14 protein-coding genes are annotated in these 12,714 nt (G+C 42.1%); 7 read left to right on the top strand and 7 right to left on the bottom strand.

Annotated features, from left to right (window positions below; translation table 11 throughout):
- Positions 1-37: 37 nt before the first annotated feature.
- Entirely contained in the window at positions 38-550 is a 513-nt protein-coding gene (locus F7734_RS57290) for a DUF2808 domain-containing protein (protein ID WP_155753050.1), read from the bottom strand.
- A gap of 871 nt (positions 551-1,421) precedes the next feature.
- Here F7734_RS57290 and F7734_RS57285 point away from each other — a divergent pair.
- The 3 genes from F7734_RS57285 (at position 1,422) to F7734_RS57275 (ending at position 4,512) form a co-directional block, all read left to right on the top strand.
- Positions 1,422-2,585, top strand: a complete 1,164-nt coding sequence (locus tag F7734_RS57285; RefSeq protein WP_155753052.1) for a Re/Si-specific NAD(P)(+) transhydrogenase subunit alpha — start codon at positions 1,422-1,424, stop codon at positions 2,583-2,585.
- Positions 2,586-2,704: 119 nt separating this feature from the next.
- The gene (locus tag F7734_RS57280) at positions 2,705-2,995 is read left to right on the top strand and encodes an NAD(P) transhydrogenase subunit alpha (protein ID WP_155753049.1); all 291 of its coding nucleotides are present in this window, start codon (positions 2,705-2,707) and stop codon (positions 2,993-2,995) included.
- A 107-nt stretch (positions 2,996-3,102) separates the two neighbouring features.
- Entirely contained in the window at positions 3,103-4,512 is a 1,410-nt protein-coding gene (locus F7734_RS57275) for an NAD(P)(+) transhydrogenase (Re/Si-specific) subunit beta (RefSeq protein WP_155753048.1), read from the top strand.
- Positions 4,513-4,861: 349 nt separating this feature from the next.
- Here the strand turns inward: F7734_RS57275 and F7734_RS57270 are convergent, their stop codons facing one another.
- On the bottom strand, positions 4,862-5,317 hold the full coding sequence (locus F7734_RS57270; RefSeq protein ID WP_155753051.1) for a protein tyrosine phosphatase family protein: 456 nt from the start codon (positions 5,315-5,317) through the stop codon (positions 4,862-4,864).
- A 421-nt stretch (positions 5,318-5,738) separates the two neighbouring features.
- Here F7734_RS57270 and F7734_RS57265 point away from each other — a divergent pair, with 421 nt between their 5' ends.
- The gene (locus tag F7734_RS57265) at positions 5,739-8,282 is read left to right on the top strand and encodes a tetratricopeptide repeat protein (RefSeq protein WP_155753047.1); all 2,544 of its coding nucleotides are present in this window, start codon (positions 5,739-5,741) and stop codon (positions 8,280-8,282) included.
- A gap of 297 nt (positions 8,283-8,579) precedes the next feature.
- Here F7734_RS57265 and F7734_RS57260 read toward each other — a convergent pair whose 3' ends face one another.
- The 3 genes from F7734_RS57260 to F7734_RS57250 form a co-directional block, all read right to left on the bottom strand.
- Positions 8,580-8,924, bottom strand: a complete 345-nt coding sequence (locus F7734_RS57260) for a hypothetical protein (RefSeq protein WP_207714459.1) — start codon at positions 8,922-8,924, stop codon at positions 8,580-8,582.
- A 173-nt stretch (positions 8,925-9,097) separates the two neighbouring features.
- Positions 9,098-9,358 (bottom strand): hypothetical protein, encoded by a 261-nt coding sequence (locus F7734_RS62730; protein WP_207714458.1) that lies wholly within the window; start codon positions 9,356-9,358, stop codon positions 9,098-9,100.
- A 250-nt stretch (positions 9,359-9,608) separates the two neighbouring features.
- The gene (locus tag F7734_RS57250) at positions 9,609-10,571 is read right to left on the bottom strand and encodes a hypothetical protein (RefSeq protein WP_155753046.1); all 963 of its coding nucleotides are present in this window, start codon (positions 10,569-10,571) and stop codon (positions 9,609-9,611) included.
- Between the two features lie 129 nt (positions 10,572-10,700).
- On the opposite strand from F7734_RS57250, the gene F7734_RS57245 reads away from it, so the two are divergent.
- Positions 10,701-11,039 carry a carbon dioxide-concentrating mechanism protein CcmK gene (locus F7734_RS57245; RefSeq protein ID WP_155753045.1) on the top strand — a complete coding sequence of 113 codons (339 nt, stop codon included), beginning with the start codon at positions 10,701-10,703 and terminating at the stop codon, positions 11,037-11,039.
- A gap of 213 nt (positions 11,040-11,252) precedes the next feature.
- Here the strand turns inward: F7734_RS57245 and F7734_RS57240 are convergent, their stop codons facing one another.
- Together F7734_RS57240 and petN are read right to left on the bottom strand one after the other, a co-directional pair.
- Positions 11,253-11,423: a hypothetical protein gene (locus F7734_RS57240; protein ID WP_155753044.1), complete on the bottom strand. Its 171-nt coding sequence runs from the start codon at positions 11,421-11,423 to the stop codon at positions 11,253-11,255.
- Positions 11,424-11,430: 7 nt separating this feature from the next.
- Positions 11,431-11,520: a cytochrome b6-f complex subunit PetN gene (gene petN / locus F7734_RS57235; RefSeq protein ID WP_072040835.1), complete on the bottom strand. Its 90-nt coding sequence runs from the start codon at positions 11,518-11,520 to the stop codon at positions 11,431-11,433.
- 134 nt (positions 11,521-11,654) lie between these two features.
- Between petN and F7734_RS57230 the strand changes: the two genes are divergently transcribed.
- Entirely contained in the window at positions 11,655-12,134 is a 480-nt protein-coding gene (locus F7734_RS57230) for a hypothetical protein (protein ID WP_347566464.1), read from the top strand.
- Positions 12,124-12,684, top strand: a complete 561-nt coding sequence (locus F7734_RS57225; RefSeq protein WP_155753042.1) for a 3'-5' exonuclease — start codon at positions 12,124-12,126, stop codon at positions 12,682-12,684. Before F7734_RS57230 ends, F7734_RS57225 begins: the two co-directional genes overlap by 11 nt.
- Positions 12,685-12,714 lie beyond the last annotated feature (30 nt).

Here is a 12,714-nt window from a genome sequence, read left to right as displayed (position 1 = left end):
GGTTAAAAATAATTCCCTATTCCCTACTGCCTGCTCCCTAGCTGATGCTGAGAATCCACGTTCCTAGGTACTGGGAGAGCGGTACATCTCCAGAGGATTGAATGAGGCAATTGAAGTAAAACATTCCACCCGATGCAGGGTTTTTTACGTTAGAGAGAATCAATTCCACATTGCTACCTGCTGGTACTGGCTCTTCGGGATACATTGTAATTACGTGATTTTCTTTGTCCCACTTGACTTCAGAAAGGGGAACTGCTTTACCTTTGACCCGAATTTCCATCTTCTTGGGATCGAATGTTCCTTTGTAGTAATTGGGATAACTGATGACAAATTGTGCAACCGCTCTTTTGAGCTTTTTATTGGGGATTTTTAACCGATAGCGATCCCAGCCATTGGTTTGTCCGCCAAAATCTAATCGGAAGGGTAGTTGGTTTTCACCTTTGACACCACTAAATAGTGTGAATCCGGGTAAGCCTTCCGCTAACGCGATCGCTGGAACACTTGCCAGCAAACAGCTAGTTATGGCTAAAGTTGATAGTAAACGTCGCATGGTCAAGCTCCTAAGGCAGAAAATTTCTTTTGGTTATTGGTTGGTGGTTAGTTGTTAGTAGGGGCGCGGCGGCCTTGCACCCGTACAGTGGTGAGTAGTGGATCGGAATGACTAACTGCTAACGGCTACACAACACTGTAACTAAACTTTACTACTGATTATCAACAATGGACGTAACATTAATGGGAAATGTGCCTTTTCCGTATATTTATGGTTATTCTCCCTTTTATCTAATTAATTTTATACTTTAAGTGAAAACTTTTGTTGTTTTTGGTAAAAATACTGTTTTTATTTGATTATGTTACTAAATATATAAAATTATATCAAAATATATTAATTTTGTTATAAAAATTCAGTCAGTTATTAAAGACATTAAGATTTAACTTGGATTAGATTGAGTAAAATGACTTTTACTTAAAGCAAAAGTTTTTTCGATTTTTGCTAATAACTTCGTTGAGAAGAATTTGATTAGTATTGCGGTATGTAAAAAAAAGAAAACAAAATTTTTCAATCCCTAAAAGAAGTTGAAGACAATGAGGCAAAATTTGGGGATCAAACTAGGATGGGCAATAGAGGACTCAAGAAAGTGTGAAGGGTAAGGTGAAATTAGATTGTGTAAGGTAGAAGTGCGCTCGTCAGAAGGCAAAGGGGCATAATTTAAAACTTTTTCTCTCCTTCTGCCTCATACCCTCTGCTCTCTGCCTTACCTTAAGAGCTCGTAAATTGAAGAGTGCGTTCGCGAAGGTTAAGTTATACTAGCTAGCCAATTGCACCAGAGCCAACGCTCATGCACCATAGACGCGCTTGTTGCCTCATCGGAAAATTTTCAGAACTGGCAGAAGAGATAAGTATTTATTCGCAAGGAGATTGCATGAGAATAGCTGTTGCTAAAGAGATAGAAGTTTGTGAGCGTCGAGTTGCCTTAATTCCTGACACCGTTGCTAAATTGGTAAAACAAGGTTTGGAGGTGTGGGTAGAAGCAGGTGCAGGTGAGCGGGCGTTCTTTTCTGATGCTGCGTATGAAGCAGCAGGAGCTAAGGTTATATTAGATACCGCTACATTGTGGGGTGAAGCAGATATTTTGGTCAAAGTCAGCCCACCACAGGAAAGAGAAAACGGACGTTCTGAAATTGATTTGCTTGGAGAAGGGGCTGTACTCATCAGCTTTCTGAATCCGTTAGGCAATCCATTGACAGCACAGCAACTTGCAGAACGCAAAATTACTGCTCTCAGTATGGAGATGATTCCCCGCACTACAAGAGCGCAAAGTATGGATGCTTTATCGTCGCAAGCATCAATAGCAGGTTATAAAGCTGTTTTGATTGGTGCAGCAGCATTGCCAAAATATTTTCCCATGCTGACAACTGCAGCAGGAACCATTGCTCCTGCAAAAGTCTTTGTCATGGGCGCTGGTGTAGCGGGATTGCAAGCGATCGCAACAGCAAGACGTTTGGGAGCGATCGTAGAAGCTTTTGATATCCGCCCTGCAGTCAAAGAAGAAGTACAAAGTTTAGGGGCAAAATTTGTTGAAATCAAGCTAGAAGAAGAAACAACTGCGGCTGGAGGCTACGCTAAAGAAATCTCAGAAGCCAGCAAACAGCGAACTCAAGAAGTTGTAGCCGAACACGTCAAAAACGCTGATGTTGTGATTACCACAGCTCAAGTACCAGGTAAAAAAGCACCACTTCTGGTAACTGAAGAAATGGTGGCGCAGATGAAACCAGGTTCAGTGGTTGTAGATATTGCAGCCGAACAAGGTGGTAACTGTGCTTGTACCGATCCGGGCAAAGACATTATATGGAATGGCATTACCATTATTGGTCCTATCAACTTACCATCATCCATGCCAGTCCACTCCAGCCAATTGTACTCCAAGAACATAGCATCGTTGATGCAACTTCTGATTAAAGACAACGCCCTACAGGTGAATTTTGCTGACGACATTATTGACGCAGCGTGCATTACCCATGCAGGTGAAATTCGCAACCAGCGAGTCAGCGATGCTTTAAAAGCGTTGGCAATGGCTAATAGTTAGTGGATGGTTGATAGTGGTTAGTTGTTAGTCGTTAGTAGCAACTAACTAATCACCACTAACCACTAACCACTAACCACTAACCACTAACCACTAACCCTCAATCAAAAAGGAATTTATCAATGTCAGAAGCATTAATTGCAGCTTTGTTTGTCTTTGTTTTGGCATCTTTTACCGGATTTGAAGTCATTAACAAAGTACCCCCAACTCTCCACACTCCCCTGATGTCAGGTTCAAACGCGATTTCTGGAATCGCAGTTCTTGGTGCGATAGTCGCTTCCGGTGCAAAAGAGTGGAATCTTTCAGTCATTCTTGGTTTGATTGCCGTTGTACTAGCAACCGTAAACGTAGTGGGTGGTTTCCTAGTCACAGATCGGATGCTGCAAATGTTTAAGAAGAAGGCTAATGGCTAATGGCTAATGGCTAATGGCTAATGGAAGACTGGTAATTAACTATTAGCAATTAGCAATTAGCAACTAGCAATTAGCAATTAGCAACTAGCAATTAGCAATTAGCAATTATGAGCAATTTTCTTCCTACAGGGATTCAGCTTGCGTATTTAGTCGCTGCATCTTTATTCATTCTGGGCTTGAAAAAGTTGGGTTCGCCCGCAACAGCACGGCAAGGTAATGTTGTTGCAGCAGTGGGTATGCTTCTGGCAATTGTGGCAACACTGCTGGATCGGCACGTGTTGAACTATGAAATGATTTTGTTGGGCTTGGCAATTGGATCGGTATTGGGTGCGATCGCAGCTTACAAAGTCCAAATGACGGATATGCCCCAAATGGTGGGTTTGCTAAACGGTTTGGGAGGTGCGGCTTCAGCCCTCGTCGCCGTTGCGGAGTTTTGGCGGTTGTTAAACACAAATGGTGGAGTCACCCTTGATGCCAACATCTCCATGCTTCTGGATGTGTTAATTGGTGGTGTCACCTTTACAGGTAGCGCGATCGCCTTTGCAAAACTGCAAGGCATTATGAGTGGTGCTCCAATTACATTTCCCTTCCAAAAACCTTTTAACGCTTTACTCCTGTTAGCGTATCTGGCTGGTAGCGCCGTTATGCTAGTCGCACCACATAACTTACCCGTATTCTTAGGAATTGTTTTCGTTTCCCTGGTATTGGGTGTGATGTTCGTCATTCCCATTGGTGGTGGCGATATGCCTGTGGTGATTTCATTATTGAACTCATTTTCAGGATTAGCTGCGGCGGCGGCGGGATTTGTGGTGATGAACAATATGCTCATCATTTCTGGTGCATTGGTGGGAGCATCTGGTATTATCCTTACCGAAATTATGTGTAAGGCGATGAACCGTTCTCTCGTCAGCGTATTGTTTGATGCGTTTGGAACGGGTGGAGCAACTGGTGCTGGGACTGCTGGTGGTACGGCGACAACTGATAAAACTGTCCGCAGCATAGATCCAGAAGAAGGCGCGATGATGTTGGGTTATGCTCGTTCCGTCGTGATTGTTCCCGGTTATGGAATGGCAGTAGCGCAAGCACAGCATAGCGTTCGCGAGTTAGCCGATCAACTAGATCGTATGGGTGTTGATGTGAAGTACGCGATTCACCCTGTAGCTGGTAGAATGCCCGGACATATGAACGTGTTGTTGGCAGAGGCGAATGTGCCTTACGAGCAACTTCATGATATGGATGACATCAATCCCCAGTTCGATCAAACAGATGTAGCGTTGGTGATTGGGGCAAATGATGTGGTTAACCCCGCTGCACAAAGTGATAAAAATAGTCCTATCTATGGAATGCCGATTTTAGAGGTGGATAGGGCAAAGCACGCGATCGTGATCAAGCGCGGGATGAGTGCTGGTTTTGCCGGTGTGGATAATGAGTTATTCTACAAGGATAAAACTACGATGCTTTTCGGTAGTGCTAAAGACATGGTGTCGAAGTTGGTTAGTGAAGTGAAACAGTTGTAAGGAATTTTAGATTTTAGATGCGTGGATTTTGGATTAAACAAATCCAAAATTCCTGCATTAAGTAGGTTGGGTTGAGGAACGAAACCCAACATTTACAGACAAACGAAACCCAACATTTACAGACTCATGACAAGCGCGATCGCTAACCTAATATAAAAACTTACACCTAACTATATTTTGACTATATTGCTCTAGCTCCTAAGAATTTGGCGCTGTTGTCCTCTTACTCCCTTCCCGCGCTAGAAGAATACTTAATTAAATGAACCTTACTAGGCGCAGAGGACACAGAGGAAAGAGGAGAAGAAGATCGGTAATCTTATGGCGGAAAGGGAGTAATTATCAAAGGCATTTATCTATCATTTTTAATAACCTGTTCGATAAATTTCTGCCAGGTTTCATTAGGAACCCAAATTTTGTGTAAATCTTGCTTTGCCTCTTCCTCAGTTATACCTGTATAAAGATAGCGATAAAGATATATGAATGCTGAAACTCTCATGTTAGCAGCGCAGTGAACGAATACTTTTTTGTCAGCATTTGCTTCCATAACGCTAAAAAACTCTTTCACATTTTCAATAGTGGGTTTTTCCCAAACTACAGGAATGTGTACATAATCCATATCTTGAGATTCCACAATTTGTTTTTCATCAGGTAAAGCGTTAGTAGATTCTGGTAGTGCCAAATTTACAACTAATTCATATCCTGCTTGTTTGATTGCCAAAAATTGTTCCTTCGTTGGCTGTCCTGAAGTGGCAATGGAATTTGTTATTTGTAGAAAATTATATATATTTTCAATATTATTACCCATAAGATTCCACGGGAAAATGTTGTTTATAGATAGTTTTAAAAAGCCGTAGATATTTTGAATTACGTTTTTGAACATCTAGCAATCCTATTTGATAAGTCAGAATTATCAACCGCCAAGACGCCAAGAGGAGGACACCTCCGTGCGGGGGTTCCCACCAGTTGAGGAGAGTGTCCGTCGCTAAGAAAAGAGAGAACAGAGAATTTTAGGAATGATAAAGGAATTGCTATATCACAAGCTCCTTGCTCTATTCCCTTTTTAATTCCTCTCAATTCTACATTGCTTGCGTCTTGTCAATAGCGAACTTTCCGTCAAGGCATGACTTGTGCAAAATTGAGTATTTGAGGTTTGATGCTCCGGGTTTCAGTATTTTTTATGGTAAATATTTAATTATATTCTCAGTATTTATTCGTAGAAGTCAATTATGGGTTCTCAGGATATTTATCAAAAACAGGTGGAGCTATCGCTTACCAATCTAGGCAAGAAGCCACAAAATATACTAGTTTTCTATGGACGTTCTGGGATTGGCAAGAAGGATTTATGTGACTCGATATTTGAATCTTGGAAGTCGCAATGTCTGTGTGCCTTATTGGATGGAGAGGAGATTGGGGAAAATTTTTGGAATGCTCTAAAAACAGCAGTAATTCAACTGCGAAAGCATTTTAGCCCAGCTAAAAATAATTTGACTTGCTTCGATCTAGCCTACTTTAGCTATATGAAGCGTGTGGAAAGCAATCTACCAGCAAACTCGGCTGAGTTTTCTAAACGAATGGGGTATGCTGAGATTGGTGACAACGCTGCTGAGTTAATTAACGGTTTTCTGGAAGAATTTAAAAAGCTGCCTATACCTGGAATTGAACCACTGGCAAAACTTGCTTGGTTCTGTATGCTGTTATCTAACCCAGAACATTGGGAATGGTATAGGCGAAGCAAGTGTCGCGATCGCCTACAGGAAATGGGCAACTGTACAAGAAATAAGGAAGTTTTGCAGCAACTGCCGATTTTTCTGCTGAATGATTTGCACGAATATCTACAACGCTCTAATCTCCCTGCTTCTAAGCGAAAAGCGATGATTCTGGTAGATGGCTATGAATATTTGCTGGATAAATCCTTACGATGTACTTGGTTGGAGGAGATGGTAACACAGCGAAATCCCAATGTGCTGTGGGTAATATTCTCCGAGCAACCGCTCAATTTGACACAAGATACCCACAATATTCCTATAATCCCGTTAACCGATGACGAATGTCAAGCGGTTCTGAAAGAAAAATTTGGGATCGACGATCCCCAAATTCGTCAAATTATTATTCAAGCATCTGGCGGCATTCCTTTGTACTTACAGCTGGGGGTGGAGACGTGGCAAGACATCAAAAAGCAGCGCCAGCCAAAGGTTGCAGACTTTGCCCGGAATCTGAACGAGGTTCTACGCCAACGAGATGCAGCTTGGGAACCAGATGAACGGCGGATGTGGCAAGTCCTTTCTAACTGCCGTACTTGGGATAAAGTGCTGTTTGTCAGTTTGATGGAGCAGTTTCACTTGGAGAATTGGCGCGATCGCTTTGACAAAGTACTGGCATCGCCCTATGTTGAGCAAGCGGGATCGGGATGGCGTTTGCACCCAATAATGCGACAGCACTTGCAGGAGAACCAGCCAGAAGACTTGAAACAAGCAGTAAATAGCTGGTTGTTTGAGCATTATCAGAGAGAATACCAAAATCCAGAAATACAGTTGACGGCACTGGGAGAGGCACTTCATCACGGGTTGGAGAGTCAGCAACCACAACAGGCAATTAGCTGGTTTTTAGAGCAGGTGGCGGTGCAGCAGAAGTTGGGTAGACACCAGGCTGTTGCTCCCATGTTGCAATTTTTGTTGAAGGGCGAACAAAATGTCCACGCCACAACCGCTTTGGCTTGGTCACTGCTGGGTAAGTCCCTCGTTGCGATGGGTGACTACGATCGAGCGGTGAAAGATTTGGAGATAGCGCGATCGCAATGGATCGCTTTGCAGCAGGGTGATAGTCTTGACGCTGCGACGGTGGAGTTGGAACTCGCTGGTGTTTACTTGAAGCTAGAGCGCACTTTTGATGCTAGCAACGCAGTTCAAAAAGCGCTACGCATACGCACTACCCAACTAGGCGCAAATGAGTTAGCGGTAGCTGAGGTACTGAACCGCCAAGCTGAAGTTGCTGCAAGTCAAGGTGATTACCGAGAAGCGGCGAATCTAAGTCAACGCGCTTTGCAAATACTTCAGTCCGATCCAAGTACTCAACCCTTGCAACTAGCGCAATGGAAATATACTGCTGCTTGGTTGAATGCTTACAACAATAATCTAGATGTAGCGGAAAAGCTGTGCCAAGAGGCGATGGAAATTGCTAAAAATGTTGCCAGTGATGAGCATCCCCTGGCTATCTCTTGTCAAACGTTTTTAGGAGATATTTACCAAGGGATGGGACAGCACAAATACCAAAAAGCTTACGAACAATATCAGCTAGCTCTAGATGCAGCAGAAATCAGTTTTGGTCCCAGCCATCCCCAAACCTTGCAACTGCTGCAAGCCTTGACGCATCTTTGTCGAAAAGTGGGAGAATATGACACGGCAGATGAGTTTGCAGAACGCCACAATGCCCATGTTCAAATTGGTAATTTTGAAGAAACTGCTGGTGCTGCTCTGAGGTTAAATAATCTTGGCATTTCGCTGTTGAACAAGGGTCAGTACGGCAAAGCCGAACCACTGCTGAAACAAGCGCTGCAAATCTATCTTCGAGTGCTGGGAGCAGAACACCCCGACACTGCTCGTAGTCTCAACAACTTAGCTGGGTTGTACGATTCCCAAGGAAGATACGATCAAGCCGAACCACTGTACAACCAAGCGCTGCAAATCCGCTTAAAAGTGCTGGGAGCAGAACACCCTGACACGAAAGCTGTGGAAAGCAACCTTATTCTCCTACGCAAGCAATTGTTAAGCTAAAAATAGTTATTAGCTTCATAGTCTCCCTTACTTGGGAGGCGTCTGATTTCTTTTCTCAATCGCTAGAAATATAAACCGCTTTTCAATTCTTCTCAACTCCATATTGCTAAGTATAGAATTGCACAAATTCGGAGCGTTACCTATGTTATTGATGAGTAGAGTGAAGCAAAATGAAGAACTCTAGATGCTTCGCTTCAAGGAGCCTGCTCTCGAACAAAGCGCGATCGTGTTCCGCTCAGCATGACATATTACGCTCCGAGTTTATGAAATGCAGTACTAAGTAAGGGTATTTTTCTTTTAGTTTCCTGCTTCTGGGCGAGTTATTCTCTCTAATAATTGCTGAAATTCTGCGAGGGAATTGACGGTAACAGCAGCTTCCAAAAATTGTTTCAACACTGACAAATCAGAGATGTTATTTAATTTGTCTATTAATTCAGGTGATACCTCTGTTAGCCGCAGACCCAACACTGTCATCACCGACTCACGAGCAATTTGTACAGCACCTCGCTCAATTCCCTGCTCGATTCCCTTTTTGATTCCTCTCAATTCCATATTGCTAAGTAAAGGCATTTTTCTTTTCTCCTCGTAATGATTTAATCTTTCTTCAAAGCTTTGCTGTAACTCTTGTGGTAAAGCCATCATCCTATCCACCGCTTGGAAGAGTTTGAGAATATCTTTGCGCTCAAAACCCCGCTCATATAGTCCGCGTACTAAACTCCACTTCCATTGTTCTCTTTGTTAATAAAAATCCCAGGAACTGTAAGTTCTTGGGTTCAGTGTTCTGCTAAGTATAAACTCAGGTGGTGAACAGGCTTTTAGTTTCCTGTATCTGGACGAGTTATTCTCTCTAACAATTGCTGAAATTCTTCGAGAGAATTGACGGTAACAGCTGGTTCTAAAAGTTGTTTTAACACTGACAAATCTGAAATGTTATTTAACTTGTCTATTAATTCAGGTGATAGCTCTGTTAGTCGCAGACGCAAAACTGTCATCACCGACTCACGAGCAATTTGTACAGCACCTTGCTTGATTCCCTTTTCGATTCCTCTCAATTCCATATTACTAAGTAACGGCATTGTTCTCTCCTCCTCGTAACGTCTAAGTTTTGCGTTAAAACTTTGCTGTAATTCTTTAGGTAAAGTCATCATAGAGTCAATTGTCTGGAAGAGGTTGATAATATCCTCTCGATTGAAACTCCGCTCATATAGTCCGCGTACTAAACTCCACTTCCATTGTTCTCTTTATTAATAAAAATTCCAGGAACTGTAAGTTCTTGGGTTCAGTGTTCTGCTAAATGTAATGTAAACGTCGGTGGTTAGGAGGTTTCTAGTTTTCTGTATCTGGACGAGTTATTCTCTCTAACGATTGCTGAAATTCTCCAAGGGAATTGACGGTAACAGCAGCTTCCAAAAGTTGTTTCAACACTGACAAATCAGAGATGTTATTTAATTTGTCTATTAATTCAGGTGATACCTCTGTTAGTCGCAGCCGCAACACTGTCATCACTGACTCACGAGCATTTTGTACAGCACCTTTCTCGATTCCTCTCAATTCCATATTGCTAAGTAAAGGCATTTTTCTTGACTCCTCGTAACGATTTAATCTTTCTTCAAAGCTTTGCTGTAACTCTTGTGGTAAAGTCATCATAGAGTCAATTGCTTGAAAGAGTTTGATAATATCTTTTCTCTCAAAACCTCGCTCATATAGTCCGCGTACTAAACTCCACTTCCACTGTTCTCTTTGTTGTGAGTTCCCTGTGGTCGCTTTGGTTTTTAAGTGAGCCATGACAATGACTGCAAAAGGGTTTTTGCTTTTCTCTAAATCTTGCCACTGCGCTTCATAATCTAACAGTTTAGCAATCGGAAACTTTAGGCTGACTTCACAACCACCTAAATTATAACCATATGATGAGGGTCGCCAATTGTTGCGCTCGTCTCCCAATACTGCGAGGCTAATCACGGGCTGCTCGTACAGATCGAAGGCTCTGTAATTATAAATATACATCCGTTTGGCGAATTCTGACTCTTCTTGGCTTTGGACCTCGATATGAACTAATATCCAAGTTTCTCGATTGTCAGATCGCCACACTTGAAATAATTTATCCACAATCCGTAAACCTGAATCAGATGATGCGGTAATCTGTTGGAGTTCTTTGTCAAGTGATTTCGGCTGTTTGCTCCAATCTATCAAACTATGAACTTTAGGGAAAAAGAACCGCAAAAAAGGCTCGAAGTATTCTCCTAATGCTTCTTTCCACGGTTCATCATAATTGGCGTTGACCTCGCTCATAATATTTATTAACAGAGAAAAGGGAGACAAAAATGAATTGTCTCATAATATACTGCTGTAAATACATGAGAAAAAACCAATTCAGAAAAAAAATTACCTTTTTTATTTTTATTTCTACGTAATTAAACTATGACACTTGCACTTGGAATGATTGAAGTCTATGGTGTTCCTACAGCGTTGGAAGCAGCAGACGCAATGTGTAAAGCGGCTCGTGTAACTCTCGTAGGCTACGAAAATACCGATTTAGGACGCATTACAGTATTGATACGGGGAGAAATAGGTGAGGTCAATGTTGCTGTTGCTGCAGGATTAAAGGCAGTTCCGCGAGTTAATGGCGGCGAGGTACTTTCCTATCACACGATCGCCCGTCCCCATGAGAACCTAGAATATGCTTTACCAATTTATCGCAAGGAAAATATCGAGGCGTTTCATTCAGAAATTCGGTTTCCACCCCCGCTCTCAGTTTAATATTTCTCCAAATCTGTTAATCCAGTTAAATCAAACTCTCTCTTTCTTCCCTCTGCGATCTGGTGCGTCCTCTGCGGTTCATTAAAATTGCTCTAATTCAAACTAGATCCCCGACTTCTTAAAGAAGTCGGGGATCTGAGCTTTAAACCTTGTCCCCGGTAAGACACAATCAAACCAAGAAAACAGATCTAGTGTCCCCTCAAAGCAAAAGATTCATTTCCGCTTTTTAGGATTAGGAGCAGAGCGTCGTAATTCGCGTTTTTCTTCTTCTTGCAAACGGCGATCGCGCCAACTTGCCAGTGTCAAATAGCCAATGCCTCCGGTAACTGTAACAAGCAGTACCGCAGCAACTAAAGCCAAAATACTCAGAAATGGACTTTCCACGATTCCCTTAGAGTCCGTTGCGACCCCAAACTACCATTGCAATTGACCAAGTGAAAACAACCAGTAGAGAAACCCAACCTAGTGTCAAAATGTCCATAGCGGTACTTTTAAACAAATTTACGAAACAACTTCAATCTTAATAATACTGGAACCATGGACTGAACTGAAGTTTGTGCCTCAAAGCTTTACGATCGAAGTGCAATGCCCCCCATTCATAATAGAACGAAAACGGTGAACAAAGTATTAGATCCTCAACTGATGGCAGAACGCATCGAATCCTTAAAAGCTGGGTTACTCGGTTGTTTGTGCCTTGCGATCGCTTTTTTCATAACGACTTTGGTTAATAGCTTACTCCTTACAAAGTACTTTAATATACTCAGTACTTTGTCCTTGAATACGCAGGATTTGCGTTGGTTAATTAGCGCTGGTATTGCTGCTTTTTGTGGCTTGCTGTTTGGTGTAACTTATCGCTACATTATACGTTCAGATAAAAATTTCCAACTGAAGTCTGGAGGTGTGTTAGCGTTTGGCTTGGTAAGAGGCTTAACTCAATTAGACATTGGGCTTTCGTGTTCTAGCAGTGTTGTGCCTTTTATTATCATGGGCATTGAGAGTATATTGTGGTTTGGATTAGCTGCATTTGCGATCGATACTGCCTTCCACTTTGGCTGGATTAAACCTTTTCAATCGAATGAATCCTATGACAACTAATCGAGCCAGTTATTTTTTAATAGTCGATTTAGAAGCAACTTGTTCTGATGATGGCGTTATTCCCAGCGAGGAGATGGAAATTATTGAAATTGGTGCAGTCATGCTCAACAGCGCCACATGGGAAATAGATTCAGAGTTTCAGCAATTTGTCAAACCTATAAGACATCAGCAACTGACAAAATTTTGTACTGAATTAACAACGATTCGCCAGCAAGATGTTGACAAAGCTTCTACATTTCCTGAAGTTATTTCTCAGTTTAAAGAATGGATAGAGCAATTTTCCAGACATATTTTTTGCTCATGGGGAAACTATGATAAAAAACAGTTTCTCCAGGATTGCGAGTTTCATCAAGTTCCCTATCCTTTTGGTTCAGAACACAGAAATATAAAAAAGGAATTTTCAGAATATCTTGGTGTTTCTAAAGGCTTTGGCATGGCAAAAGCACTTCAACATCTAGGTATAGAATTGCAAGGAACACACCATCGGGGAATTGATGATGCTCGTAACATTGCAGCTATATATCGATATATGAAAACTCAGAAACATTGAATAGGGGATAGGCGGTAGGGAGTAGGGGGT

This window comes from Scytonema sp. UIC 10036, from assembly GCF_009725235.1.
The sequence above is the reverse complement of the archived record's forward strand: the minus strand, read 5'-3'. Positions and strand labels throughout refer to the sequence as shown.

Excerpts from the sequence above, each read along its gene's own strand:
- F7734_RS57290 (WP_155753050.1), bottom strand. The coding sequence starts at position 550 with ATGCGACGTTTACTATCAACTTTAGCCATAACTAGCTGTTTGCTGGCA.
- F7734_RS57285 (WP_155753052.1), top strand. The coding sequence starts at position 1,422 with ATGAGAATAGCTGTTGCTAAAGAGATAGAAGTTTGTGAGCGTCGAGTT.
- F7734_RS57280 (WP_155753049.1), top strand. The coding sequence starts at position 2,705 with ATGTCAGAAGCATTAATTGCAGCTTTGTTTGTCTTTGTTTTGGCATCT.
- F7734_RS57275 (WP_155753048.1), top strand. The coding sequence starts at position 3,103 with ATGAGCAATTTTCTTCCTACAGGGATTCAGCTTGCGTATTTAGTCGCT.
- F7734_RS57270 (WP_155753051.1), bottom strand. The coding sequence starts at position 5,317 with ATGGGTAATAATATTGAAAATATATATAATTTTCTACAAATAACAAAT.
- F7734_RS57265 (WP_155753047.1), top strand. The coding sequence starts at position 5,739 with ATGGGTTCTCAGGATATTTATCAAAAACAGGTGGAGCTATCGCTTACC.
- F7734_RS57260 (WP_207714459.1), bottom strand. The coding sequence starts at position 8,924 with ATGATGGCTTTACCACAAGAGTTACAGCAAAGCTTTGAAGAAAGATTA.
- F7734_RS62730 (WP_207714458.1), bottom strand. The coding sequence starts at position 9,358 with ATGCCGTTACTTAGTAATATGGAATTGAGAGGAATCGAAAAGGGAATC.
- F7734_RS57250 (WP_155753046.1), bottom strand. The coding sequence starts at position 10,571 with ATGAGCGAGGTCAACGCCAATTATGATGAACCGTGGAAAGAAGCATTA.
- F7734_RS57245 (WP_155753045.1), top strand. The coding sequence starts at position 10,701 with ATGACACTTGCACTTGGAATGATTGAAGTCTATGGTGTTCCTACAGCG.
- petN (WP_072040835.1), bottom strand. The coding sequence starts at position 11,520 with ATGGACATTTTGACACTAGGTTGGGTTTCTCTACTGGTTGTTTTCACT.
- F7734_RS57225 (WP_155753042.1), top strand. The coding sequence starts at position 12,124 with ATGACAACTAATCGAGCCAGTTATTTTTTAATAGTCGATTTAGAAGCA.